The sequence below is a fragment of the Arthrobacter sp. NPDC093128 genome (assembly GCF_040683875.1).
GTDB lineage: Bacteria > Actinomycetota > Actinomycetes > Actinomycetales > Micrococcaceae > Arthrobacter.
This window is the reverse complement of sequence record NZ_JBFBEY010000022.1, coordinates 57300-83673: the sequence shown is the minus strand read 5'-3', so window position 1 is coordinate 83673 and position 26374 is coordinate 57300. Positions and strand designations below refer to the sequence as shown.

The window sequence follows — 26374 nt, the reverse complement described above, 5'->3', positions numbered from 1 at the left end:
GCATGCGCCTCTGCCGGATCAATGTCCACCACAGCCGGCTGAGAATGAAAGGACGGGCAGCCGCGGACTACATCCTCGCCAGCTACCCGTACACCAGCTGATCCTCATGTCACTCGACCTTTCAGCCTTCCGCCCGGACGGCGCGGACCAGCCCCCGCGCGTGCTCCCGGTAATGTGCACCACCTGCAACACCGACCGCCACCTCACCATTACCTCGGTGACACACCCTCCGGACCAACCGGCCGACGTCGTCATCGTGTCCCACACATGCAGCCGGTGCGGACACTTCAGTGAGCATCCCGCATGGGTGGCTGAACTAGCCCTCGTCCTGGCCCGCCTGGGACAAACAGACGACGTGCTCATACTCGGCGGCCACTACATGCACTGCGGGCAACCGATGGAACGGACGCACTCGGAACTCCGCCGGCTGGCAGCACCCCTGTCCACCGAAGATACAGCCGAAGACGATCTGGAAGTCTACCTGGCCACCCGAGTCCTCAGATGTGCCTGCGGATTCCAAATGGAACTGCCCGAATGACGGTCGGTTCGCGGGACGTCCAAAGAGTCTTGCGGTGTCCGGACCGTACGGCCGTAGTTCGGTCATAGGAGTGCCAGGGGAGGTAAATGGCTGGCCCAGTGCGAGAGTGTGGCCACTCAGTTCCTAGGAACTGGAACACCCTTCATGACGAGATGTCAGTCCGGTATGTGACGCTGCAGGGGCCTTCGACCTAGTTTCTCCTGCCAACACAGCGCAGTCGTCTGCCAAGACCTTGCCGTCGAGGGAATACGCGATGATCGCGTTGGTGTCGAGGTCGAATGTGAACGCCATAATACAGACGCAGCAACTGCGTCGGTAGTCCGAAAGGCTCGGACGCGGCACCTCATGGTGTATCCATCTGGGTACCGGCGGCGAGCCGCGAAACATAGCCCGACCGCTGCACGGCGGTGCACCCCTGAACCGTTGCATCGCTTTGGGGGCTGATCTTCGTCGTGCGCCGGTCAAGAAACATGTGCCAGTTCCCCCCGGGAGGGCGGGAAGGCCATCATTAGGAGTACAGAGCACTGCGATTCGAATCGGAGGCTGCCATGGTCCAGGCACTGCTGTGCAAGCTCAGCATTCGGCACGAATGGCATCTCGAACATGCCGACGACGGAACCGTCTATAGACGCTGTCGTCGATGATGACGACGAACGCGGCGAAGGAAGGAGGGGCGACTTCAGCGCATGGGTCGGTCCGAGTGGAGGATAAGGGCACTCGATCGAACAAGGGATTGTCGCACTGACGAGTCGTAAACCCTCCATCGTCGTAGGAAGGCTCCCCAGAAACATACGATTGGGCTTTTTGCCCAGTAGTCCTGTACGGGGCTGGAGTGATCCATCTGAGCCTGCGGCCTAAGCTACGAAAAAGTGATCAAGGACGGCACCCATGCCCAGACACTGAGGCCCACGGCCGCTCCGTTCCCGCCCGGCCCGTCCACTCCTCCAAGGCCGATCGCTCACTGCTGGTGCTTGAAGTTGCCTTCATCGTTTCATAACCCTCGGGTTTGAAGACAAGTATGTGAGAAGCTCCGCGCCACCAGAAGCAACTTCGTTGTTTGTCATTCTGATCCCCATCATCGCTGGGCAGGTCCTCCACGCAACCAGGGCGCCATGCGCCGCTCACGATCCAAAGTTGCGTTCGGCGCTCCCCCGTCGCTTATTTCCTCCCGAAACTTTGAACCGCTCCCGGTCCCCCAAGTTGCACTCCGGACCCTCAAACCCAGCGGTGACGCCGTTATCAGAACGACGCACAAATCTGACAGACACACTCGGTGCCCGCCAGCGGCCGACTATCTCGTCCACGACGCCCGTGCCACCAGCGTGATCGTCGCTGTGTTCAGCGGAATGACCGTCGGTGACGGGCCCGTCGCTGAGAGACGTGGCAGCCGCCTCGCCTACCGCAAGTCTGCGCGGGACGCCTTTTCTTAGCGGGAACGGCACTGACCCTATGCATGGGAGGAAGACGATAGCCGCGCGTCCAGACACGGACAGGCCATGACGGATCAACCAAACCAGGGCTGCCCGGAAGAAGAGTCCGGATCCCACACACCTGCACTCTGTTGACGGCTCGTGCGCCAGCCACAAGGACCCCCGTAGACGTTCCCGCTGAACCCGGAACGTCCAACGACACCGACGGTCCAGGCCGCAAAGTCATGTCGCCTGAAACAGAGAACTGCATGAAGTAGTGAAGGCAGAACCAGGAGGAAGCGACCACAATGCGGTCGAAAGCCGCCCGTGCACCAAGGTGTGCACAATGTGCACACCCCCTTTGGCCGGACAAACACGCGATGAGAACACCCCGTCTGGCTCGCCGAAGGCAGCTATCCGAGGAAAATCCTCGAAGAAAAATTCGCCTTGGTCATGTCGTCATCACAACACTGGGCCATGAACGAGCGACGGCCAACAACTGACCACCGGAACAGCCAGACAGGACGGCACATACCCCCAGATTCAAGCAAGCGGAGCGCCCACCAGCCAGGACCCTGACCCCGCCACCCACAACCGAATAGGCGACCGCGGCGCCAGGCACAGTCCGCGGCCGGTGTCAGAGGGACCCTCCGAGGGACAATGTACACACATTAAAGCAAAAACCCCTCTGACGAGGGGTTATGCGTGCCCGAGGTGGGACTCGAACTGCATTCCCGCCCCTGCAATCATTGGGAACTCCGGGAATCATGCGGAATCCGGCCCGATCCGACCGATGTACGGCCCAGTCCGAAGCTAAAAGTGTGGACAGTAATGATGGAATTGGTTGTGTTGCGGCGTGGCTCCAAGTGTGGCTGACGCCTGGTGAGGGTTTGTCTTGACATTGATCTGTCCGCCGCGACACACGACCGCAGTAAACGCGGCGGCCAGGTGGACATGACCTCATAGGAGCCTGTTCCGAAGAGTCCCATTACTGTCTTGTCTGCCCACCCGGCCGGCGTGCCCTTTTCCCATCGCATGCAAAGGTCAGGGCAGTTTTATCATGGCAAAGGAACATCTGAAAGTCATCGCCGGGATCGACACCCACGCCGATACCCATCACGTCGCCGTCATCAGCGACACCGGCCGGCACCTGGCCGACAAAGAATTCCCCGCCGCGGGGTCCGGCTACCAGGGCATCATGGAGTTCATCGCAGAGTTCGGTCCGGTCCTCGCTGTGGGCGTGGAAGGGACCGGCAGCTACGGTGCCGAACTCTCCCGCGTACTCGTCCGTGCAGGCATTCACGTCGTGGAGGTGATGCGCCCGAACCGGCAGGCCCGCCGGCTGCAGGGAAAATCCGACCCGCTCGATGCCTATCAGGCCGCCGAATCGGTGTTGTCCGGCCGGGCCGGAGCCACCCCGAAATCCCGGGACGGAGCAGTGGAATCGTTGCGGGTGCTGCGCGCGGAGCGTGCCACGGCGATGCGTGCCCGGATCGCCGTGATGACCCAGGTGAAGGCGATCCTGGTGACCGCGCCGGAGGCCATCCGCGCCAGGTACCGGGCCATGACGAGCCCGGCTTTGATGGCCGCACTGGAGAAGACACGGCCCGCCGGACCGGCCTCCGAGCCGCTGACCAGCACCGCGATCGTGCTGAAACGTCTCGCCGTCCGCTACAGGCACCTGCACCAGGAGCTGGCACTGATCGATGCCGAACTCGACACCATCCTCGCCCTCCACGCACCGATGCTCCGCGATCTACAGGGCGTGGGCACCGACGTCGCCAGCCAGCTCCTCGTGACGGTGAGCGACAACCCCGAACGCGTGACCACGGAGGCGAAGTTCGCGGCCCTGGTCGGCGTCGCCCCTATCCCCGCCTCATCGGGAAAGACCTCCCGGCACCGGCTCAGCCGCGGAGGCGACCGGCAGGCCAACAAAGCCATTCACCGCGTGGTCCTCGTACGGATGCGCAACGACGGCAGGACCGGTGCCTATGTGGCAAGGCGACGTCAGGAGGGCAAGAGCACCAAGGAAATCATGCGCTGCCTCAAGCGCTACGTCGCCCGGGAAGTCTACGACCAGCTCCTCCACCCGCGCCCGGCACCCGACGCCGGGACTCTTCGGACGGCACGCACAGCCAAGCAGCTGACCCTTCAGCAAGCCGCGGACGCCCTCCAGGTCTGGCCCACCGCACTGTCCCGCCTCGAACGCGGACTCACCCACGACAACGACTTCCACAAACGCTACGAAACCTGGCTCAACAGCCAATCCCCGACAACCGTGCACATGCCGGATCCCGGGTTGGCCCGCGTGCTGCCTGCCTGACCATTGCCGCGCAGCCTCCCGGGGTCAAGGGCGGCCGCAGGCCGTCGCGACAGCGATCGCAGTAGCGACCCTTGAGGCCGGAGTGGCGGCCACGGTAACCTGCGCGGCGCGTGGCTCAACGACCGTTGACAACAATAGGAGCATCATTGTCCACACTCTCTTTTTGCCATATTCCAGCTCCAAAAAAGCGGCGTCAGGAGGGGCTTCCCCGTTGTGACAAAACCTCCGTTATCGGCGCTTGAAAATGGTCGGGGGAGTAGCCCTAAAGACCCGGGCACAGGGCACAATGTAGAGAACCGCGGCAGTATCCATGGCATCTCACAATGCCGATTACAGGACGCAGAAACGGTCGTTTTTACGGACTCCGGGGGCGTTGAGCTTTGGTGCGATCATCTCGGTTCTTTTAAGGGAGATCAGGGCTGTCCTGCACTAGGTAGAGGTAGCTTTCCCCGACCAGGAGCAGCTTGCGGTCCCCTGTGGTTGTTTCTCGGACCCATACGATGTTGAGCTGCGGCATGGCCTCGTCGATGATCCCTAGATAGGGGCTGCGCCCGGGGCTATGGACTTCTACGCTGTCTCCTCTGTGGAGCCCCGCAAGGTCCAGAAGTGGCTGCCGACCCTTCAGCATCTGCTGGTCCTGCCGTTCTCTTGGTTGGTAGCTGGTTGGTAGGCGAGTGAGGCGCTGTCTAAACGCTGCGGTTGGCCGTCAGGGAGGTGGCCATCCATTCGACTACGACTTCACGGGATATCGCCACGTCGAGAACAAAGACGCCGTCCTCGTGGTTGTCCAGCCATTCCCAAAGGGTCTCTAAATCTGCAAGCGCGCGGACTTTACATCCGTCTGCGCCGAGGGCGCGGCCGATGGCGGAGAAGTCGACTTCGTCGATGAGCATTGCGGCGGGGTCGAGGCCCTTGGAAGCGTATTGATGAAGTTCCGCTCCATAGGCAGCATCGTTCATGGCGATAACGACACCCCGGCGTGTGACCCGAAGGAAAGTCTCAAAATCTGCCATTCCCATAAGCCCACCGCCGTCCCCGGTGAAAAACACTGTGGTACGGTCAGGCCGCGCCACCGAAACGCCTGGCGCTGAGGCAAAGCCGAGGCCAATTGACTGGAAGGCGGTTCCCACCAGGACCATTGCCTGCGGATCTGGAACGGACAGGTACATGGGGGCCCACCCCATGAAATGCCCGCCGTCCATCACCACTGATCGGTCGGGCGGGAGGATTCCTTCGAGGGCAGCTACGACGGCCCGGGGATTAAGGCGGCCATCGGGTCCGAACTCCGCGGGGTCTTCCACTTGGTTCCGGCAAGCGGACACTTTCATCGGCAACGTGCGGGATTGCTGCCCGCCATGTCTCGGAATGCTCGACCACCGGTACCCTGCCGTTGAGTGCTTCAAGAAACGGACCGAGGTCCGCGCGAATGTACTCGCTCACCAGGTGGTGGGAATTGGCGGGTTCGTTGTCGATGCGGATAACTCTGGTGTCGGCACCGAAAGCGGTTCCATAGCGGGTTTGGAAGGAGTTCATGGAAGCGCCTGCTACGAGCACGACATCGGCCTGTCGGGCTAGTTCGAGACGGTGGTCTCTGGCAAAACCTCCGACGATGCCGATGTTCCAGGGGCTGTCGAAGACGTTGGCGGCCATGACTGAATTCATGAACAGGGCTCCAAGACGATCACCGAGCTCTTTCAGCGGTGTCGTTGCTTTACCCAACAGCACTCCACGCCCGGCGATCAGGAGGCGACGTTCGGCGTTAAGCAGGACCGCTGCGACCCGATCGATGTCCTCCCTAGACGCGGTCCAGGTGTCCTTGATCGGGAGGGGATCGAGGTCGGCTTGCTGTGTCAACGGGGCGGTTGCCAAGTCGTAGGGAAGGGCCAGAACCACAGGCTGGACCTTCCGCAGAGCCAGGTCGAATGCCCGATGTGTGTCATCGCCGTGGCATTGGCCGGATCCGCGACCAGCGTTGTCACACTAAGTGCCTGGGCGGAAGCGGTCTGATCGATGTCGAAGGTGCGGGGCCCAGTGCTCGGGGCGTCTCCAACGATGAGGACCAGAGGCACCCTTGCCAGGCGGGCCTCCGCCAAGGCGGTGAGTGTGTTGGTAAATCCTGCGCCGTATGTCGTGGTGGCGGCGGTGATCCGGCCCGTTGCACGGAAGTATGCATCTGCCATGGCTACAGTGGCTGCTTCATGCCGTGCTGACGTGAAGGGAAAGCCCTGCCTGGTCAGGTGTGAGATGACGTGGGCATTGCCGTTGCCCATAAGGCCAAACAGGTGGTCGGTGCGTTCCGCGACAACTTCGGCGACGGCTGAGGAAACGGTGTTGTCGAAGGTGCCGGGCATGGCGGTCACAGGTTGTCTTCCCTTCCGATTGACGGCTGGGGGACGTCGGCGATCGCTTCTGATTCCAAGCGAAACGGTGGGTGGAGGCCGGCCTGAATGGTGACGCGGGCGGGAGGATTGTGGGGGAACACTTCGGACCAAACCTCATTGAATACTGCGAAGTCATTGAAGTCGGATAAATAGGTGCGCACGAAGGCGACGTCATCAAGGGTGCCGCCGGCTTCCTCCACTAGGGTTTTGATGTTGTGGAAAACTTGTCGGGCCTCGTTCTTGAATGTCTCGTTCATTGGTACCCAGTCGGCGTTGACGCCAACCTGTCCCGAAAGATACAGGGTGTCTCCTGCCCACCGGTACGGGGCCGCGGGTGGGGCGGTCACGGCTTTGTCCGGCATGCCTAGATCCTTCCCGCGAGCTGGAACGGAAGAATGTGTTCGGGGATGACGCGGTCGACAATCATTGAGGTCAGACCGGCCGCGGTGGCCGGGGCCAGGGTGACACCGAGCATGCCGTGGCCTGCTGCGACGTAGAGACCTTCCTGGCTGGGGACGGGGCCGATGAAGGGGAGGCTGTCCGGCGTGGACGGCCGCAGGCCACCACGGCCTGTAGTGATGTTTGCCGACTCCGGGGACCATCCGCCCATGTATGGTCGGGTCTGCTCAATGAGCTGGGTGATGCGACGTTGAGGCACGTCGTTCCCCGATCCGGGCAGCTCGAAGAAGCCGGCAATACGGACGCCCTTTTCAAGTGGGGACAGTCCAAGCTTTGCTTCCATGAGGTACAGAGCGTGGCGCGGCGGCACTCCGGACCCTTTCAGGTCCACCGAGTAACCCTTGGCACCAATGATAGGCAGTTTGACCTTGACTGAAGAGAGCAGTCTGTTGGCTGCCGCGCCCAGCGCTACGACTACGTTGTCCGCTTCCACCGGGCCCTGCTGAGTGTGGAGGGTCCACTTCGATCCTGAACGGGACATGGATGAAACCGGGCGGTCTTCGTGGACCTTCACGCCAAGTTCTGTCAGCCGGGTCACCAGCCCGGTCAGGAGTGCGTCCGGGTCGACGAAGCGGTCTATCAGTGTGTGGGCTGCTTCCTGGATGTCTGGTCCGACTGCAGGGTCCATGGCGCGGGCCTCTGCGGGCGTCAGGTACTCGATCGTGCCCTTGAATCCCATCGGTGTCAGCTGGTCGAAGAGCTGCCGGAACCAACCTAATCCTCCCGGCTGGAGCGCGAGAGCCAGGATCCCTGCTTTCTGCATTTCGAATTCGACGCCGTCCTCATGGAGTTGGTCGAACAGATCCAGGGTGTGCTCGTTAAGGTTCAAAAGCGCCTTGACGCCGCGTTCGTAGGCGGCTGGTCGTGCTGCACGGCTGAAGTTCCACAACCATTTGATCCACGCCGTGTCCGGGCGGGGCCGGATGGTCAGGGCTCCGTCCTTATCGAACATGTGCCTGATGCCGGTCGCGACGATGCCCGGGGATGCAAGGGGGGTGGAAAGGGAGGGCGTGACCCATCCAGCGTTGACCCCGGACGCCGAGCTTCCGATGCGGCCACCTTCGAGTACGATCACGTCTTCACCACGTCGGGTTAGGCTCCATGCTGTGTTGAGGCCGATGACTCCCCCGCCGATGATTGCAGTTGTCATGGGTTTGTTCCTTTGATGGTTTGGGCTAGAGCAGGGCAAGAGCCTGCTCGGTGGTGATCCGCTGATAAGTCTCGATGGGTTTTCCGTCAGCAAGGCGCTGGCGGCGGCGGGCTTGAGCTTGGGCCAGGCCCTCTGCACCGACTTCGTCGAACCGATCCAAGAGCGATCTGGCCCAGTAATGGGTCTGGGCGAGCGTTCCAGGGCCAGGAAGTGCCGTCGGTAACTGTTCAGGGCGCAGGTTCCGGTACCAGTCCAGGCTCCGCCTCGGTTCGGTTGCCCGTTCCACGCTTCGTTCCAGCACATCGTCCAGGGCCCGAATGGCCAGGTCGCTCCCGGAGACTTTGCCGTTGGAGCTGTAGAGAAATGAGGCAGTGGTTCGTTCGCAGAAGCTATTGATCTCCGACCAGGGGGCACCGGAGGCCTCAAGTTCGGCGGTCGCGTCTATCGAGGCTGCCGCTAGGCTGCCGGGCAGCGCCAGAGCAGTAATGGCTCGGTCGTTAATGGCTTCCAGAACTTCCAGGCTGTCCCTGCCGGTGAACACTTCCTTACGTGGTGGCCAGAAGTCCAAGGGTCTGTGGTCCCCGTACCGTCCACCTACATGGAAGAGATAGATCTCGGGGTACTGCGGTGCTTCGGTACGGCGCGATGGCGCCGCGTCATAAAAAGATGTGACCGCCAGTTGGATGAGCAGACTTGCCCCGATGGCGCCGAAGGGCTCGTTGACCAGGATTCCCAGCCGGCTCGCTGCTCCCCAGCCGGGAAGTACCTCCGCCCGGGTTGCCGGGCGGCCCTCAAGGGTCAGGGCGAACATGGACTCGTTCACTTGTGTGGCCAGATGCATGAGGCCTCCCGCCTGCTCTTACTGCTGCTTTGTGTACTTGGCGTCGTCGGCGCCGTACTCGGCCAGGACCTTCTGGACGGTGCCGCCGCTCTGGATCTTTTTGATGTAGTCCTCAAGCGCCTGGCCGAGCGCGGTGTTGTCCTTGGTGTGGGGGAAGTTCACCTGTCCACCCTGGGTCAGTTCCGGATACTTCTCGTCGGATTCAAGTGGCACCACCTTCAAGTTGCTTTCGTTCCGTGCCTTCACCTGATAGCCCATTTCCACGGCTGTGCCGACACCGGCGTCGATACGTCCTGCTTTGAGGTCTTGAAGGATGGCATCGGCCGTCTGGTACTGCTTGACGTGGTCGCTGCTTATCGCCGCCTCCAAGGGGGCGACGTAAACGGATCCCCCGACCACTCCCACAGTCTTTCCCTGCAGTGAATCCACTGTGCCCAAACCGGCGGAGGACACAATCCCGTTGTAGTTGAACCACACGGACGAGGTTTGTCCGATGGATTTGGCTCGTTCGGGGGTTGCGTACCAGCCGCCGGCGGCGACGTCCGCCTGCTTCTCAGTCATAGCCGCAACCGCGGCGGGGCCTCCGAGGCTTCGGAAGTCGACGGAGAGGCAGGCACGCTTGGCGAATTCTGTGTAGAAAGAGCCGTCGATCCCGCCGGCCTCGGACGAGCCGGGCCTGATGTCGACGTAGGGCAGGGTGCCGACTGCAGCGACGATCAGCTTGCCCTTTTCAATGGTTTCGAAGTTCCATTCTGGTGTGCAGTCCGCTGCGGAACTGCCGGTGGTGGCCTGCATGCAGCCGGTCATGGATATGGCCAGCGTTGCCGAGGCGATGAGGGCAGCAACAACGGTACCCTTTTTGGGCATTTTGACTCCTAGTGGGTGCGGATTTAAGAAACGGTGTTGAGGGACGGGGTTATGCTCGGGGACTTGATCTTGACGGTCCCCTCGATGCGGTGCTGGACGATCCTTGCGACAAGCGCGATACCGACTGCAACCAGCAGGTACATCACCGCTGCGATGAGCATGAAGTGCAAGGTGTCAAAGTGGAGTGTGCCTTCGTCGTAGGCCCTGCTCGTTAGTTCCCTAAGACCCACGCTGTAGGCGAGGGCAGTCGCCTGAAAAACGATGATCGAGAAGCCAAGGACCGGCGGAATAACGATACGGATAGCCTGAGGGAGGATGACCAGCCGGAGAGTTTTCCACCTGCTCAGCGACAGTGCTGCGGCCGCTTCATGCTGCGCGGCGGGTACGCCTGCCAAGGCGCTGCGGAAGATATCCGCCGTGTAGGAAGCAGTTGTGTACCCGAATGCGACCACGAGTGCCGGGAAAGCATCCATGACGATGCCCAGCGAAGGCAGTCCGAAGTAGAACAGGTAGAGAGTTACCAGCGCGGGGAAGCCCCTACCGAGCTCGGTCAGCAGCGCCACAATGATTCGAACCGCACGGTTGCCTTCGAAGAGGGCCAATCCTGCTGCCAGGCCAAGGGGAAGACCGACCGCCAGGGAAACCACCATGAGCTGGATGCTCAGACCGAGTCCGGGAAACAGGGCAAGGATGTCGTCAATCATTATGCGAACCTCACTTTTCCGCGCTGGGACCTGCCCGCAACTGCCCGCGCGAGCAAGCCCACGGGGATGCTCAGGGCCAAATATGCCAAACCAAGCAGGAAGAATGCGGTGAAACCGTCAGTCCCTCGCTGGACGATGTCGTTGGCCAGATAGGTCATTTCCTGGACCCCTATAAGGGAGGCCAATGCGGTGTCTTTCAGCAGATGGATACCGTAGGAGGCACAGGTGCTGATAATCACGGGAAAGGCTTGCGGAAGGATCACGAGACGCATCGCGGCCCATCTCGGGACACTGAGCGCGGCCAGGGCCTCCCGCTGAGACTTCGGCACTGCATCCAGGCCGGCCCTGTAGGCCTCAGCGAGGTAGGCCGAGCCGACAACACCGAAGGTGATAACCGCGGCACTGATGGGAGTGAATTTCGCTCCTCCCACGGTGACGCCGAAGTACACGATAAACAGCCATACCAGCGGTGGGACACCACGCAGAATCGTGATCCACACCGCGGCAAGACCAGACAGCAGGGAGTTGCTGGACCTGCGTGCGGCTGCGACCGCAACTCCCAACACTGCTGCAAGCAGGAAAGACACACCTGTAACCAGCAGAGTGAAGCCCATCGAACGGAGGAAAATTTCCAAGGTTAGATTCAGGGTCACAACCCCTCCTCCAGAACCGCGGAAAGAAACTGCTTGGTGCGTTCGTGACGCGGTGCGTGGAATATCTGTTGCGGCGTGCCCTGCTCGACGATGTTGCCATCAGCGAAGAAGACGACGCGGTCTGCAACGTGCTCCGCGAACTGCATTTCGTGGGTAACGACCAGCATGGTCACCCCAGTTGCGGCGACATCACGCATCACCCGGAGAACCTCTACACGCAGTTCCGGGTCGATGGCGGACGTTGGCTCATCGAAGAGGAGGATCTTGGGGTCCAAGGCCATTGCGCGGGCGATGGCGACGCGTTGTTGCTGGCCGCCAGAGAGCTGGGCTGGCTTGTGGTCCACTCGGCTTGCCAGGCCGACCTTGGTCAGCAGGTCAAGGGAACGCTCATCCGCCTGTTTCTTTGTTCGTCCCAAGGCGTGGATCTGCGCCAGTGAAACATTTTCAAGCGCAGTCTGGGTCGGGAAGAGGTTGAAGGACTGAAAAACCATGCCGACTTCCCTACGCAACTGCTGTAATTCCTGGCGTCTTGGCCGGCCACCGTCTTTCCACACATCCCGGCCGTTGATCCGCAGCGTTCCGCGGGTCGGAGTTTCGAGCAGGTTCAAGCAGCGAATAAAGGTACTTTTACCCGATCCGCTGGGACCGATGATGGCGACTACCTCGCCTTCCTTGACTGCAAGGTCCACCCCTTCGAGGACCTGATGGTGGCCGTAGGACTTATGCAGGCCAACTACTTCAGTGGCCAGCGTCGTTGGTGTCTGGGTGAGCATTAGAACCCTCCACAGGGCTATCTATGGCTTACGTCACACAATCGGTGACTTTCCTCCAATGTACTGACCCCCCGGGCAGCTTTCTTTAGACTGATGTAAATGCTCTTTCATACAATTGTTTAGGAATGCCGTGCTTGACCTTCAAGGGCTCACCGATGACCTCTGCGAGAAGCTGGGCCGTTCCATTGCAGTGGACAACCGATACATAGAGGTCATCGCGGCCAGCGCCCAGATCGGCGAAATCGACCGAATCCGCTCTGAAGCCATCCTCAACAGACGCACCGAGCCAGAAATCGTGGAGTACGTCAAGTCCCTGGGCATCGCCCAAGCAGACCGCCCTGTCCAGGTCCCACCCCACCCTGACTTGAATACTCTCGCCCGCTGGTGCTTCCCGCTTCGGCAGGCGGGCCGGCTCCTGGGATTCCTCTGGATCATCAACCATCCGCCGCTTACGGACCACGAGTTCAGCCTTGCCACACGCTATGCCACAGAAATCGCCTCGATTCTCGCCCGAAATATCGAGCAGGCCGACACCATCCTCCGTACCAGTGTGCAGCTGACGAATGATCTCCTGCGGGAGGGTGACGTTGGAGCCCTTGAACTCGCGGGCCGGTCAGGAATGCTTGTCACGCTCGGGCAAGCCACCGTCTGGAGCATGCTCCCCTCAGCCGAGAAGGGCACCCATACAGCTGTCACCACCGCAGACCTCTTCGCACTGCTTGCAGACCTTTTGGCCACCACCCACCCGGGTAGCTTCGTCGGCGCCCCAATCGAAGACCGACTGGTGCTGGTTGCCAGGAACTCGGTGGACGGCCGTGACCACCAGCCTCTATTGACCGCCGCTCAACTTTCCTGCCGACGCAAACATCTCCGGCTCCGCGCTGTCGGTGGTGCCGACATGGCAGAGGGCCTGAGCCCGAAGGAAGCACTTGAACGAGCCACCTTCGCTGCCACAGTCGCCCGATGGGACGGCCACGAAGAGGTCCGGCGATGGGAGTCGCTCGGCGCCTGGACACTCCTCAGAGGCCACCCCTGGTCGTCCGAGCTAATCCGATCGATCAGCCCCTCAGCGCACAAGCTCATTCAGCTCACCAAAGCCGATCTTTGGGAAACGCTCCTGATCTACTTCGAAAGCGGGGCGAACGTCCAAGCCACCTGCCAGACCCTCCACATCCACAGGGCGACCCTCTACTACCGCCTCGGACGCATTAAGGAAATCGCCGGCGAAGAGATCCTGAACTCAGGATGGGAACAAGCTTCGGCGCAGCTGGCATTGCGGGTATGGAGCGCGCGCCAGCGAGCACACTGTGAAGGCCGACTTACCCCTCTCTAACTGACCAACCACTGATCCACTCCCCTGCAATGCATCGCGACTCGTTACTTCGATGCCGATAGTCATGGTCGTTGTGCGACAGGGAGCAGCCCGCCAGATACTCAATGGGCTTGCCCGGCCGGTGAGGGCATACCAACCGAACAACGGAAGGTCCGCCAAGGTAACCGAAGCCACCGAGAAGTATCCCTTCCTGATCAAACTGGAGGGCTACTACCTCTGGCCAGAAGCCGACAAGGGGGGATGGAAACTGGACCAGAGCCGCGTTCAGTGGGGAATTGCTGCCGCCCAACCACGAGCACCTTAGTGGTCGTCGAAATCAGCAACGGCGGATATCTCGGACAGAGACCGCGAGTTCCTCGACGCGATAGCTACCCAGGATGGGCCCTCTGCCGCCGGTCAGATGGGCGCCATCCTCAAGGCCAAGCCCAACGCCATTTTCCAAGTACCGGAACAGGCTCATCGCTGCGGGCCTGATCGAGTCCGCAGGCTACGGCCAAGTGGACTTCGCAACCCCGGACTCCGCCAGACGGAAGGTCCATATTGGCGCTTGGAAAGGGTTGGGTGAGTCGCTGCAAAAGAGGCTAAGGAAACATCCAGCCTGCTCTTTGTTCCCCTGCCCATCCTCGCGGGTGCGAATACTTATGGCCTGGCCGCAATACCCACACGCCTTTGCGCCGGGCCCAGACTCTATCGCCGCGGCAGATGGCGGATAGTAAGCCTATGGACTAGTCAATTGAGCTGCGCCGCGCTGGAGCGATGCTAGTGCCTGCTTTTGAAGCTGCGGAGTGAAGCGATGCGTGGGCAAGTAGACGGCCAGCATGGCAATGAGTTGTCCATCTTTGATGGCTGGGACACCGAGTCCTGCGAGTCCTTCCTCGAGCTCGTCCACGACAACGGAGTATCGGCGCTGGCGGACATCCTCAATGACAGCCATGAGTTGGCCCAGCTCTGAAATGGTCTTGGGTGTGTGGGAAACGAGCTCCATCCTGCCTATGACTCGTTCAGATTCGGCGGGAGGAAGCTCGGCTAGGAGCAGGCGGACGAATCCCGAGGCGACTGAACTAATGGTTTCGCCAGTCCAGGGGGAATGTACGCCGACGAGCTTGGGGCCTCTGACTTCTTCGATGACCCGGGCTGTTGCCGGCCCGGTGGGGACAGCCAGCATGGACGTCTCGCCGGTTTCCGCTGTGATCTGTTCAAGAATGGCACCGCTGCGTTCCTGGAGTCCGGAAAGTGGCGCCACCGCATTTGTTAGCCGCATGATGGTGGGCCCAAGGATCCATTTTCGGTCTTGTCCCGGTCGCGAGACGGCGCCGGCGTCGAAGAGGGACGCCAGTAGGCGTGAGACGGTGGAGCGCGGCAGGTCCGCGTCGTGACAAAGCTCGGCGACTGATGCTCCGTGCGGATGCCGCGCGAGAAGTTCAAGCACGTCGAAGGCGCGGCGGAGGGACTCGTTGCGCCCAGTGCCTGGAAGCAGCGGGTTGGACAGCAGGGTGTCGCCATCGAGTGTCATATGAACGTCCCTTTTTGCGCCCGACATCAGTTGGATGCCTCGAGCATACTCCAGAACACAGTGACCGAATAACGGTTGCATTCTGACCGTCTGTCGGTCATAGTAGCTACAGCATGATTTTGATCACAGGGCGATGGGGCTCGAAGAGGTGTCTCAAAACCCGTCGTTCGCTAGCTTCCCTCGACGAGGAGTTCCGATGGCATCTGATATACACCACCCCGCAGGGCACGGGCCCGCAAGCGTCGTCTTCGAATCCGTCAGCAAGCGCTATCCGGACGGAACGGTAGGTGTCGACAGCATTGACCTTGAGTGCGAAGCGGGAAAGGTCACCGTCTTTGTTGGGCCCTCGGGCTGCGGTAAGACGACATCCCTACGCATGATCAACCGCATGATTACCCCTACAAGTGGACGCATTCTGATTGGGGGTCGCAACGCGTCAGACCTCGACGAGGGCACTCTCAGACGAGGCATTGGTTATGTGATTCAGAACGCGGGTCTCTTCCCGCACCGGACGATCGCGGACAACATCGCTACCGTTCCGGTATTACTGGGGACCAAGCCGCGGGTTGCGCGTCTTCAGGCAATAGAGCTCATGGAACGCGTCGGACTGGACCCGGCACTTGGGCGGAAGTACCCGTACCAGCTTTCCGGCGGTCAGCAGCAACGAGTCGGCGTCGCTCGCGCTCTCGCTGCCGACCCACCAGTACTTCTCATGGATGAGCCGTTTTCTGCGGTGGATCCTGTGGTTCGGCTGGACCTTCAAAATGAACTGCTGAGGCTGCAGCGCGATATCGGTAAGACGATCGTCTTTGTTACCCACGACATGGACGAGGCCGTCCGCCTGGCCGACCGGATCGTTGTCTTCCAGCGCGGCGGAACCATCGCACAGGCAGATACGCCCGAGAGGCTGCTTACTGAACCGGTCAACGCGTTCGTGCGCGACTTTACCGGCGACAGCGGCATCAAGTGGTTGTCCCTGATGAGCACGTCGGGCATCGAGCCACGAACAGAACGTGTGGTGTACGGGGCCGGTACATTCAGCGAACTCGATCAGTGGCGGCTCCAGGTCGATGACGATGGCCAAGCACTGGGCTGGCTTCGTCCCGGGGCAACAGCAGGCGATGAACTCGTGCCGTGCCGGCGCACCTTCGTTCTTGGAGTCGATGTCATGCGCAGCGCCCTCGATTCAGCGCTTTTGTCACCAGTCGGCCAGGCCGTAGCGACGGACAGCAGCCACCGGGTTCTTGGCCTCGTGGATTTTCCGTCCTTGGAACCGGCAATTAATAACCACCGGAGCCGTGTCCATGCTTGACGTGAATTGGATTATTCGAAATACCCCGCACCTATGGGAACTGCTGCAGCAGCATATCCTCCTCTCATTCGTTCCTGTCATTGTTGGCTTGGCATTGGCAGTGCCACTGGGGTTGGTGTGCGTGCGGTGGGGCTGGATGTATCCGGTTGCTCTGGCGTCCAGTTCGGCCTTCTTCGCAATTCCCTCACTGGCGTTGTTCGTCTTCGTGCTGCCTTTCACGGGGCTCACCCCGATGACGGCGATTCTTCCGCTGACCCTCTACACCGTGGCCCTTTTGCTCCGTAACGTCGTCGACGGCATTAGGTCCACAGATGAATCCGTCCGGCAAGCTGCTGCCGGCATGGGGTACGGCAGGATGCGCCGGCTCATTGCGGTTGAACTTCCGATTGCGACCCCGTTGATCCTGGGCGGCCTGCGCGTGGCTGCTGTTGCCAACATCAGCATGGTCTCCGTCGTGTCGGTGATCGGGCTGTCCTCCCTGGGCGACCTGTTCATTGATGGGACCCAAAGATTCTTCGCCACCCCCATCCTCGTCGGCATTGTGCTGACGGCAGGGTTGGCCGCAGCAACTGACCTCTGTCTCGTCGGTCTCCAGCGCGGACTCACTCCATGGTCCCGGGCAAGGAAAACGCAATGAACGTCATCGAACTCGTCACCGACTGGCTGGCCCTGCCCACGACATGGTCGGGGCCCGATTCCATCCCCACCCGGGTTACTGAGCACCTGCTTTACAGCGCACTTGCCATGCTGATAGCGGCCGCGGTCGCCCTACCTCTAGGCACCTTGCTCGGTCATCTGCATCGGGGACAAACCATCGTCCTGACCATTGCCAATACCATCCGTGCGCTGCCAACACTCGGCCTCCTTACCCTCGTCGTCATCCTCTCCGGAATCGGCTTCCTCCCCCCGCTGATCGCACTGGTGGTCCTGGCCATCCCGCCCATGCTGGTGAACGCCTTCGAAGGAGTCCGCAATGTCGATCCTGCCGTGGTTGACGCAGCACGGGGCGTGGGCCTCCGGGGCCCGGCGACCTTGCTGAAGGTGGAAATTCCAGTTGCCCTGCCGATCATCCTGCTCGGAGTCCGGTTGGCCGCCATCCAGGTCATATCCGCAGCCACCATCGCCGCTTACGTCGGCCTCGGAGGCCTTGGACGGTTCATCTTCGACGGACTCGGCCGCCGCGACTTCGGTCAGGTGGCCGGTGGATCCATCGTTGCCGCCATCCTTGCCATCGCCACCGAAATTTTCTTCATCCTCCTCGCTTCAGCCATCACCTCCCCAGGGGTCTCACGTAAATCCCGAGCAGCCCTACGCGGGCCCTTCATCACATCAGTCCTGCCACTACGAAAGAAGACCGCAACATGAAAATTCACTCCACTTTGACGATCGCCGCAGCCGCCGCCATGCTCGCACTGGCTTCAGGCTGTGCGTCCGACCCACTAAATGCCGGCAGCACCGCGGGAGCCGGGACTGCCGGCAGTGGTGAGAAGATCGTCGTCGGGTCTGCCAACTTCTCTGAGAACGTCATCCTTGGAGAGATATACGCCAAGGCTCTCGAGGACGCCGGATACGCCGTCGAGCGTAAGCTCAATATCGGTGCCCGCGAAGTCCTGTACGGACAAATCGAAAACTGTTCCATCAACGTGGTGCCCGAATATAACCAGGCGCTCCTCGCCTTCGTGGCACCGGACACCCAGGCGTCCGGCACTGACGCGGTGGACGCGGAGCTGGGCAAGACATTGCCTGCCAACCTGGGAATCCTCACCTCATCGCCCGCCCAGGATAACAACGCCGTTGCCGTCACCAACGCAACCGCTCAGCGCCTCAACCTGAAAACAATGGAGGACCTTGCCAAAGCGTCTTCCGGGATGACGTTCGGTGGCCCGACGGAATGGAAAACCCGTGCCGACGGCTATGCCGGCCTGGAGAAGGCCTACGGAATCGCATTCAAGGAATACAAGCTGCTGGACTACTCAGGTCCTATCACGATCTCGGCCCTTGATAAGGGCGACGTGGATGCAGCCCTCCTGTTCTCAACGGTTCCGCAGATCAAAGCCAATGGCTACACCGTGCTGGAAGACCCCAAAAACGCACTCGGCGTCAACAACGTAACGCCCTTGGTCTGCAAGGAGGCTGTGCCCGAAAAGGCACAGTCCGTCCTGAATGCTGTCAGCAAGTCCCTCACCACCGAGGAGCTTACTTCCATGAACGCCTCCTACGCGATCGACCACATGGACGCAGCGGACGTAGCCTCCGAGTGGGTTGGAAAGCAGGACCTGAAATGACAGTTAACACCAATAACGCCACCACCGCCGTCGCGGCCAGCAGCCCAACCAACCCCCAATGGTTCCGCCAGGTCCTGGGCCGCTATCCCACCGGGGTAGCACTGATCTCCTCCATGGAGGAAGATGGCACTCCGATTGGCATGGTCGTAGGGACCTTCACCTCCGTATCACTCGACCCGCCCCTGGTTGCCTTCCTCCCTGCCCGAACATCAACGTCGTGGCCCCGCATCCAGGCTACCGGCCGCTTCGCCGTCAATATCCTGGGCGCCAGCCAGGAAAACGTCTGCAGAGCCTTCAGCAGTAAGACCGGCGGCAAGTACGACAGCGTGAACTGGCATCCGTCCGAGTCCGGCACTCCATTTCTGGAAAAAGCAGTCGCACGGCTGGACTGCACAATCCAAAATGTGATGGACGCCGGGGACCATGAGATTGTTCTGGGCCGCGTCAACACCATGGACGTTGCATCCCTGGACCTGCCATTGCTGTTCCTCCAAGGTGGGTATGGCGGATTCACGCCCCACTCAATGGCCGTAGCAGGGCCTGACCTGGCCCGCGAACTCACCGTCGTGGACAAAGCCCGGCCGTTTATGGAGGACCTGGCAGCCAAGCTCGGCTGCGACTGCCTGATTGGCGGACGGGTGCGCGACGAATTCGTCCTACTGGCCAGCGCCGGACCCGGAAAAACCGACTGGATCTCCTCCATCGTCGGGCAGCGCGTCCCCGCGGCAGCGCCCTTCGGCCGCACGGCCATGGCATGGGCCAATGAAGCCGACATTCAACGATGGATCGACGCGTCCGGGACCATGAGCCGCTCCGAGGCACACTCAATGCTCGACGGTATCCGCACCAGAGGCTATTCCGTCACCGTGGGAGACGGTGAGTTCGGTTCGGGAACACCGGAGGCAGATGCTCGCGGGTTCATCGACCCCGGCGCCGAAGCCATCGGCTCCTTCCTTGACCAGAAAGTAAAGTCCATCGCCGCACCGGTATTGGCTCCCGACGGCACAGCTGTGCTGGTCCTCTCGCTCTACGGGCTCCCATCCGAACTGGACGCCGAGGCAGTCCAACGATGCGCCGATGAACTCCTCGCTGCGACACAGCAAATCGCGAGTACCGCACTTCAAGCCCACTGATAGACGACTCTGCTGACGAATTAGCAAGAACGGAACCCCCATGACTACGCCCTCCAAGCGGCACATGGCCCTAGGCCTACTGCTCTCGCCGGCCAGTTCGCACATTGCAGGCTGGCGCCACCCCGATGCCCTCTCCAATGCCGGATGGGACTTCCAGGACATTCTCGACGTCGCCCGCTCCGCTGAAGACGCGAAACTCGATTTTGTATTCCTCGCCGACGAGTTGTGTGCACCGGAGGGAGACGCTGAAACCCTGAGCCGGGACCCGGTAATCTACCGATTTGAGCCGTTGACCCTCCTCGCGGCCTTGTCCGTGTCCACCAACCGCATAGGGCTCGTTGCCACACAGACCACGACCTACAACGAGCCCTACCACATCGCACGCAAGTTTGCCTCCCTGGACCACCTCAGCAACGGACGGACCGGATGGAACCTGGTGACGTCCTACGTCGAGGCTGAAGCACGCAATTTCAGTCGTTCCGAGCACCTGAAGAACGCAGATCGGTATGAACGTGCGGAGGAGTTCTTCCGCGTTACCGCCGGGCTTTGGGACAGCTGGGACGACGATGCATTCGTCCTGAACAAGGAATCCGGGCGATACTTCGACCCTGAAAAGATGCACGTCTTGAACCACCAGGGCCAGCACTTCTCCGTCCGAGGCCCCCTGAATGTGCTGCGTCCGCCCCAGGGCCGCCCAGTGCAGGTCCAAGCAGGCTCTTCAGAAGCAGGAAAGAATCTGGCTGCCCAGTTTGCCGAAGTCGCCTTCACCGCGCAGAACAGCCTGCAAGCTGCCCTGGCGTTCAGCCAGGACCTGAAGGACCGCGCCGAAAAGGCGGGCCGCTCCCGTGACAGCATTCGCGTAATCGCCGGCGTGCAAACGATCATCGGCGCCACAGACGAGGAAGCTCAAGCAAAGTACCGCCAGATGCAGGAACTCATCCACCCTGAAGTCGGTCTTGCCCGCTTGTCACAGCTTCTGGGATTTGACCTGACCGATTACCCCTTGGACGAGCCTCTTCCTGACGTGATTCCTGAGACCGAGGCCTACAAGAGCCGCCAGCGACTCATCGTGGAGACAGCCCGACGCGAAAATCTGACCCTGCGCGAACTCTATTTGCGCGTCGTTGGTGCGTACGGGCACCGCGTCGTGATCGGCACCCCCGAGTCCGTCACCGCTGAACTCGCCGAATGGTTCGAAGCAGGCGCCGTGGACGGCTACATCCTCTCGCCACCGTACCTACCGGACGGATTCGACGACTTCCGCGAGCACGTACTCCCCCTGCTGCAGGAACGCGGGCTGTTCCGCAGCGAATACTCCGGCACAACGTTCCGCGACCATCTCGGGCTCACCAGGCCCGAGCGCGGAGAATTCCAGACACAGCAGCCGACCTTAACCCAGGTCTAAGTCCCCGGCTCTGGGGCCGGGAACCACTCCCGGCCCCAAGCCCCTCATTTCGGAACAACGCCCCTGCCGGAAGGACTACCTCGCAAGTCCCCGCACGCTTCATCCAGTCATCTTGGTCGGCATATTTGTACTGAATAAGGAGAGCTAACATCTGTCTTCACTCCGGCACCTATGCCGTGTCACATCAGCATTATGTCTTTCAAACCTCTGCAAAAAGTGATTTCTATCCGCATTTCCATAATAGCAACGCTCAAAAATCGTTTTTTGGGGATAATTATTGGAAATAGTGATCTATCCAGGACGGGACAATGACGATCTCCGCAAACCCTAAGACGCCCGAGAAGGCTCCGGTTACGCCCGCCGAGGACTCCATTCCGGTGTCGGTGCTCAAATTCGGCATCACGGTGGAGGACTACATGCTCCCCGCGCACCACCCGATTCAGATGGTAGACCAGGACGGCAACCTCGTCCCCCTTGACGATCAGGGCGCCCAACCCGGCCACGAATATCCCATTCCTGGAGACCAGGAGCTAGTAGCTGCCTACGAGCAGCTGGTTATTGGACGTAGGGTTAACGACCAGAACTCGGCCCTGGTCCGCCAGGGGCGCATGGCTGTCTATCCATCCAGCCACGGTCAGGAAGCATGCCAAGTAGCAGCAGCCCTCTGTCTCTCGGACGGGGACTGGTTGTTCCCCACCTACCGGGATTCTGTGGCCGTAATGGCCCGCGGTGTCGGCGCCGTACAGGTGATGACCTTGTTCCGAGGTGACTGGCACGGCGGGTACAACCCTAACGACCACAAAGTGGGAATCCAGTCCACACCCCTGACCACTCAGCTCCTTCACGCTGTCGGCGTAGCCCACGCCGCCAAGCTGCGCGGTGAAGAAACCGTTGTCTTGGCTATGTGCGGGGACGGGGCGACCAGTGAAGGCGACTTCCACGAAGCATTGAACTTCGCGGCTGTTTTCAAACTCCCCGTCATCTTCTTCATACAAAACAACAAGTACGCCATTTCGGTGCCTTTGGCACAGCAGTCCGTCGCCCCGTCTCTGGCGCACAAGGCAGTGGGCTACGGGATGGCAGGAGAACGCGTCGACGGCAATGACCTCGTCGCTGTCCTGGCAGTACTGGGCCGGGCAGTGAAACTGGCCCGTGAAGGTTCAGGTCCACTTCTCGTCGAGGCACACACGTACCGAATGCAGGCGCACACCAACGCCGACGATGCCACTCGCTACCGCCAGGACAGCGAGGTCGCCGAATGGCTAGCCAAAGACCCCCTAAGCCGGATGACGACCTACCTCACTAAAAAAGGCCTGTTGGACAACGAACTTGAAACGCAGATAGCCGAAAGGGCCGAAGTAGTTGCTGCCCAACTCCGGGACGGGCTCAACGAAGACGTCGCCGTGGACCCCCAGGACCTCTTCAAGTACGTCTTCTCCTCCCCGACCCCGCAACTGAAGGAACAGTCGGCACTCCTCGCCGACGAACTCTCCCGGGAAGAAGCAACCAAATGAGCCCCACCATCACAACTTCCTCCGAAGCCAACGGCAACGTCAGTGCCGCCACCGCCCCGGCTGCTGCCCGCGCGGCCGCACCTGAAAACGGACCGCAGTCAGCGACCCTCGCCAAGGCAATCAATACAGCCATGGTCGACGCGATGAACAACGACAACTCAGTCATCGTTTTCGGCGAGGACGTCGGAACGCTAGGCGGGGTCTTCCGCATCACTGACGGTCTGACCAGGACGTTCGGTAACCAACGGTGCTTCGACACTCCTTTGGCAGAATCAGGCATCGTGGGTATGGCCGTGGGCATGGCCATGAACGGCATGCGGCCTGTAATCGAAATGCAGTTCGACGCATTTGCTTACCCCGCGTTTGAACAAATCGTCAGCCACGTGGCCAAAATGCATAACCGCACCAAGGGCGCCGTGAAACTGCCTATCGTGATCCGGATCCCGTACGCCGGAGGCATTGGGGGCGTCGAACACCACTGTGATTCCTCCGAGGCCTACTACGCCCACACCGCCGGACTGAAGGTGTACGCACCGGCCACCGTGGCCGACGGGTACCGCATGCTGCGCGAAGCCATCGATTCCGATGACCCCGTCATCTTCCTGGAACCCAAAAAGCTCTACTGGTCCAAGGACCTCGTAGACCTGCAGGCCCTGCGCGACCAGCATGCAGCCAACACCGAGGCGGGCACCTCAACTGAGGGCCGTGCGGCCGTCGCCCGCGCAGGGACTGACGCTACCCTCATCGCTTACGGCCCCTCCGTTCCAACGGCCCTGGCCGCGGCTGCTGCAGCCGCCGAAGAAGGGCGTTCCCTGGAAGTCGTAGACGTCCGCTCGATCGTCCCCTTCGATGACGAAACCGTCAACGCATCCGTACGCAAGACGGGGCGCGCCATAGTGATTGCCGAAGCCCACGGTTTCGCGTCCGTGGCCTCCGAGGTCGTAGCCCGGGTCCAGGAAAACTGCTTCCACTACCTCAGAGCACCCATCCGCCGTGTCACCGGCTTTGACGTTCCCTACCCGGCACCAAAACTAGAGCACTATTACCTGCCCGGCGTGGACCGCATCCTCGACGCCGTCGACGACCTCCAGTGGGAAGACTAATTATGAGTGAACCAAACGTATTCCTCCTCCCTGACCTCGGAGAAGGCCTCACCGAAGCGGAACTGGTCAACTGGCTCGTCTCCGTCGGGGACGAAATCCGCGTAGACCAGCCAATAGCCGAAGTGGAAACAGCGAAGTCCATGGTTGAAGTACCGTCGCCCTACGCCGGCATGGTCGCCATCCTTCACGGAGAACCAGGGCAGACACTCGACGTGGGAAAGCCACTCATTTCCGTGAATGCCGCGGGCACTCCTGCCAGCCTGCCCCGCGCCGATATCGGCGCCACACCAGCTGCAGACGCCGCCGCAACTGCCTATCGGGAAGAAGAAAAGGCCGGCTCTGGGAACGTCCTGATCGGCTACGGCACCCCGGGAGGGCATGGTCAGGCACGCCGCAGCCGGCCGCGTAAAGCCGCTGCTACCACCGCCGGTGCTAACGTGTCGGCACCGGCATCCACTCCACCGAGCCAGGGAAGACCCGGAACCGTCAGCTCGCCCCTCGTTCGCAGGATGGCCCGAGAGAATGGAATCGACCTAAACTCGCTTATCGGCACAGGAACAGCCGGTTTGATAACACGGCGTGACGTGGAATCGGCCATCTCAGCTCCCTCCTTGCCAACAACACCCGTGGCCGCGCCCACAAAAGAGGCGCCGGCAGAAGCGCCGGTGACCGGGACCGATCCAACTTCCCGCGACACAGACATCGACTCCCGTACTGGACTTCGTATTGCAGCAAGGACGCCGGTTAAGGGCGTGCGCAAGGCGGTGGCGGCCAACATGTCTCGCAGCCGAACGGAAATCCCCGAAGCCACAGTCTGGGTTGATGCCGACGCAACTGCACTAGTAGAGCTGCGGGAGGGTATGAAGAAGCAGAATGCCGACAACACCCCTGGGCTGCTTGCCTTCATTGCCCGTTTCGTCACCTCCGGCCTCAAGAAGTACCCGGAGCTGAATACCCGGTTCCAAACCGCACACGAAGCGGAAGACAGTGAGCTGAAGGAAATTATCGGTTTCGATGGGATAAACCTCGGGTTTGCAGCGCAAACCGACAGGGGACTCGTAGTTCCCTCTATCCGCAACGCCGACAAACTCAGCGCCCGCCAACTGGATACCGAAATCCGCCGCCTCAGCAAGGTTGCACGCGAAGGTAAAGCGACACCGGCTGAACTAGGCAGCGGCACCTTCACACTGAACAACTACGGCGTCTTCGGTGTAGACGGATCAGCCGCAATCATCAACTACCCCGAAGTCGCAATCCTTGGCGTAGGCCGCATCATCGACAAACCGTGGGTAGTCAATGGAGAAATAGCCGTCCGAAAAGTTGTCGAGCTGACGCTCGTATTTGACCACCGCGTTTGTGACGGCGGAGCGGCCGGCGGATTCCTACGCCACGTCGCCGACGCCATCGAGAACCCCACTTCAGCGTTGGCCGACCTATAGCCAACGAGCCCCATCATGGATGGGCAACCTTCACAGCCTTCGAAAAGAGGGCGAAGAATTTAGCCGGACGCGCCCCACAGGACGATGAAGCGAGTCCCCAGGTCCCTCCAGCACGGGAGCAAGAGGAGCGCACCCCGGTCCCCGACCCTCAAGTCGCATAACGTCGAGCCGGTGTATGCCTTCTCCGAGGTTCTTGCGTCCTGCCAGAAGGACCATGCCGTGGTGGCGGTGCAGGGCGACCAGGTGGTGGGCGGCGCCGTCGGACGCGCCGCCCACGACGATGGCTGGATCGCCTTCCTGGCCACGCTGCCCGAGTACCGCGGCCGCGGCATCGGCACCTCGCTGCTGGCCGCCGTCGAAAACCGGATGGCTCCGCATGGGCTGGACAAACTCTCCGCGCTGATGCCCGAATCAGAAACCCGGGTGGAAGCGTTTTTGGGGCTGCGGCTTCGCCCTGAAGGCCTTGGCCGAACTGGCAACGGCAGGCTGGATCGAGGCCGTCGGAGCCCGCGCCCCCGGGCTGGGTTCCATCAGTGCATGTGTTGACTGACCAAGGAATCATCGCCGCTGTCTGCCTCGCCATGCCCCTCGCTCGAGTAACCGAATCCCCTGGTAAAGACCACGGCGAAGAGGTCATCAAGGCAGCGCGACGGATAGCAGAGGCTATGGAGAGACGAAACTGAACCTTCTTGACCGCCTCGGCCTGACATAGCTCATCCAGAAGGCCTACGCCGACGCGGCCTGGACCTGCACCGTGCGTTCCAATCAACACGTCCCGGCGGGATGGCGGGGGCTGGTCAGTTGAGGTACACCCCAACCTGATGACGATGGTTGTGACGCGTTTTACGATTCCCACCCTGGCTTCCAGAACCTGAGTGAACATGAGGCTGCCGCTGCCCACGACCGGGGACAATTCTCATTGGTTGCCCACTGCTACTGCTGCCAGGGAGATACTCCAACGGCTCCCATTCCCAGCCGTGGATAACCAGAATTGACCCCAGCCGTGGACCGTCTCCCTTGTAGGAAGCAACGGGTGATCCAGACATGGCCAGGCTGACAGAAGGTCCATTATCGGCGTTCCAAAAGTGGGGGGGAGTGCCTGTAAAAGGGGCTGATTTCTGCCATCATTTCGTGGCGTTTCTCCCCAGACTTTGGAAGTCAGAACTGCTCAGCCAACACCCGGTTCACGGCGGGGATGGATCCCATCGTCACGGGCAAGGGCGGCTTTCGGAACACCGT

23 protein-coding genes and 1 pseudogene are annotated in these 26374 nt (G+C 61.1%); 13 read left to right on the top strand and 11 right to left on the bottom strand.

The features are described 5' to 3' along the window. Positions 1 to 106 precede the first annotated feature (106 nt). Both AB0N24_RS22090 and AB0N24_RS22085 read left to right on the top strand, forming a co-directional pair. On the top strand, positions 107 to 538 hold the full coding sequence (locus AB0N24_RS22090; protein ID WP_364129081.1) for a hypothetical protein: 432 nt from the start codon (positions 107 to 109) through the stop codon (positions 536 to 538). 2469 nt (positions 539 to 3007) lie between these two features. Then, a complete protein-coding gene (locus AB0N24_RS22085; RefSeq protein ID WP_364129079.1) occupies positions 3008 to 4270 on the top strand; it encodes an IS110 family transposase in 1263 nt (420 codons plus the stop codon). A 686-nt stretch (positions 4271 to 4956) separates the two neighbouring features. On the opposite strand, the gene AB0N24_RS22080 is transcribed toward AB0N24_RS22085, so the two are convergent. The 10 genes from AB0N24_RS22080 to AB0N24_RS22035 are packed head-to-tail and all read right to left on the bottom strand — an operon-like array spanning position 4957 to position 12098. Further along, entirely contained in the window at positions 4957 to 5571 is a 615-nt protein-coding gene (locus tag AB0N24_RS22080) for a thiamine pyrophosphate-dependent enzyme (RefSeq protein ID WP_364129076.1), read from the bottom strand. After that, positions 5531 to 6163 (bottom strand): hypothetical protein, encoded by a 633-nt coding sequence (locus AB0N24_RS22075; protein WP_364129074.1) that lies wholly within the window; start codon positions 6161 to 6163, stop codon positions 5531 to 5533. Before AB0N24_RS22075 ends, AB0N24_RS22080 begins: the two co-directional genes overlap by 41 nt. Next, on the bottom strand, positions 6121 to 6621 hold the full coding sequence (locus AB0N24_RS22070) for a thiamine pyrophosphate-binding protein (protein ID WP_364129090.1): 501 nt from the start codon (positions 6619 to 6621) through the stop codon (positions 6121 to 6123). The genes AB0N24_RS22075 and AB0N24_RS22070 overlap by 43 nt, the downstream gene beginning before the upstream one ends. 5 nt (positions 6622 to 6626) lie before the next feature. Further along, entirely contained in the window at positions 6627 to 7013 is a 387-nt protein-coding gene (locus AB0N24_RS22065; RefSeq protein ID WP_364129072.1) for a RidA family protein, read from the bottom strand. Between the two features lie 2 nt (positions 7014 to 7015). Then, positions 7016 to 8260, bottom strand: coding sequence for an FAD-dependent oxidoreductase (locus tag AB0N24_RS22060; RefSeq protein WP_364129069.1), 1245 nt, complete (start codon positions 8258 to 8260; stop codon positions 7016 to 7018). 25 nt (positions 8261 to 8285) lie between these two features. Continuing rightward, positions 8286 to 9101 carry a hypothetical protein gene (locus AB0N24_RS22055; protein ID WP_364129066.1) on the bottom strand — a complete coding sequence of 272 codons (816 nt, stop codon included), beginning with the start codon at positions 9099 to 9101 and terminating at the stop codon, positions 8286 to 8288. A gap of 18 nt (positions 9102 to 9119) precedes the next feature. Further along, the gene (locus tag AB0N24_RS22050) at positions 9120 to 9968 is read right to left on the bottom strand and encodes a transporter substrate-binding domain-containing protein (protein WP_364129064.1); all 849 of its coding nucleotides are present in this window, start codon (positions 9966 to 9968) and stop codon (positions 9120 to 9122) included. A gap of 23 nt (positions 9969 to 9991) precedes the next feature. Next, positions 9992 to 10672 carry an amino acid ABC transporter permease gene (locus AB0N24_RS22045; RefSeq protein WP_364129061.1) on the bottom strand — a complete coding sequence of 227 codons (681 nt, stop codon included), beginning with the start codon at positions 10670 to 10672 and terminating at the stop codon, positions 9992 to 9994. Then, positions 10672 to 11325, bottom strand: coding sequence for an amino acid ABC transporter permease (locus AB0N24_RS22040; RefSeq protein WP_364129058.1), 654 nt, complete (start codon positions 11323 to 11325; stop codon positions 10672 to 10674). Before AB0N24_RS22040 ends, AB0N24_RS22045 begins: the two co-directional genes overlap by 1 nt. Next, positions 11322 to 12098: an amino acid ABC transporter ATP-binding protein gene (locus tag AB0N24_RS22035; protein ID WP_364129056.1), complete on the bottom strand. Its 777-nt coding sequence runs from the start codon at positions 12096 to 12098 to the stop codon at positions 11322 to 11324. Before AB0N24_RS22035 ends, AB0N24_RS22040 begins: the two co-directional genes overlap by 4 nt. A gap of 130 nt (positions 12099 to 12228) precedes the next feature. Between AB0N24_RS22035 and AB0N24_RS22030 the strand changes: the two genes are divergently transcribed. Beyond that, entirely contained in the window at positions 12229 to 13431 is a 1203-nt protein-coding gene (locus AB0N24_RS22030; protein WP_364129053.1) for a helix-turn-helix domain-containing protein, read from the top strand. A 718-nt stretch (positions 13432 to 14149) separates the two neighbouring features. Here AB0N24_RS22030 and AB0N24_RS22025 read toward each other — a convergent pair. After that, a complete protein-coding gene (locus tag AB0N24_RS22025; RefSeq protein ID WP_364129050.1) occupies positions 14150 to 14944 on the bottom strand; it encodes an IclR family transcriptional regulator in 795 nt (264 codons plus the stop codon). A 196-nt stretch (positions 14945 to 15140) separates the two neighbouring features. Here AB0N24_RS22025 and AB0N24_RS22020 point away from each other — a divergent pair, with 196 nt between their 5' ends. From AB0N24_RS22020 to AB0N24_RS21975, 10 genes and pseudogenes are all read left to right on the top strand, one after another. Beyond that, positions 15141 to 16256, top strand: a complete 1116-nt coding sequence (locus AB0N24_RS22020; protein WP_364129088.1) for an ATP-binding cassette domain-containing protein — start codon at positions 15141 to 15143, stop codon at positions 16254 to 16256. After that, the gene (locus AB0N24_RS22015) at positions 16249 to 16893 is read left to right on the top strand and encodes an ABC transporter permease (RefSeq protein ID WP_364129048.1); all 645 of its coding nucleotides are present in this window, start codon (positions 16249 to 16251) and stop codon (positions 16891 to 16893) included. Before AB0N24_RS22020 ends, AB0N24_RS22015 begins: the two co-directional genes overlap by 8 nt. After that, positions 16890 to 17621 (top strand): ABC transporter permease, encoded by a 732-nt coding sequence (locus tag AB0N24_RS22010; RefSeq protein WP_364129045.1) that lies wholly within the window; start codon positions 16890 to 16892, stop codon positions 17619 to 17621. The genes AB0N24_RS22015 and AB0N24_RS22010 overlap by 4 nt, the downstream gene beginning before the upstream one ends. Then, on the top strand, positions 17618 to 18541 hold the full coding sequence (locus AB0N24_RS22005; RefSeq protein ID WP_364129043.1) for an ABC transporter substrate-binding protein: 924 nt from the start codon (positions 17618 to 17620) through the stop codon (positions 18539 to 18541). Before AB0N24_RS22010 ends, AB0N24_RS22005 begins: the two co-directional genes overlap by 4 nt. Then, a complete protein-coding gene (locus tag AB0N24_RS22000) occupies positions 18538 to 19674 on the top strand; it encodes a flavin reductase (protein WP_364129040.1) in 1137 nt (378 codons plus the stop codon). The genes AB0N24_RS22005 and AB0N24_RS22000 overlap by 4 nt, the downstream gene beginning before the upstream one ends. Positions 19675 to 19714: 40 nt before the next feature. Further along, on the top strand, positions 19715 to 21079 hold the full coding sequence (locus tag AB0N24_RS21995; protein ID WP_364129038.1) for an LLM class flavin-dependent oxidoreductase: 1365 nt from the start codon (positions 19715 to 19717) through the stop codon (positions 21077 to 21079). A gap of 308 nt (positions 21080 to 21387) precedes the next feature. Then, the gene (gene pdhA / locus AB0N24_RS21990) at positions 21388 to 22593 is read left to right on the top strand and encodes a pyruvate dehydrogenase (acetyl-transferring) E1 component subunit alpha (RefSeq protein ID WP_364129035.1); all 1206 of its coding nucleotides are present in this window, start codon (positions 21388 to 21390) and stop codon (positions 22591 to 22593) included. Beyond that, positions 22590 to 23696 carry a transketolase C-terminal domain-containing protein gene (locus AB0N24_RS21985; protein WP_364129032.1) on the top strand — a complete coding sequence of 369 codons (1107 nt, stop codon included), beginning with the start codon at positions 22590 to 22592 and terminating at the stop codon, positions 23694 to 23696. The genes pdhA and AB0N24_RS21985 overlap by 4 nt, the downstream gene beginning before the upstream one ends. Before the next feature lie 2 nt (positions 23697 to 23698). Continuing rightward, entirely contained in the window at positions 23699 to 25135 is a 1437-nt protein-coding gene (locus AB0N24_RS21980; protein ID WP_364129030.1) for a dihydrolipoamide acetyltransferase family protein, read from the top strand. A gap of 144 nt (positions 25136 to 25279) precedes the next feature. Beyond that, positions 25280 to 25573 (top strand): annotated as a pseudogene (locus tag AB0N24_RS21975) (GNAT family N-acetyltransferase); the annotation flags it as partial. Positions 25574 to 26374: the final 801 nt, after the last annotated feature.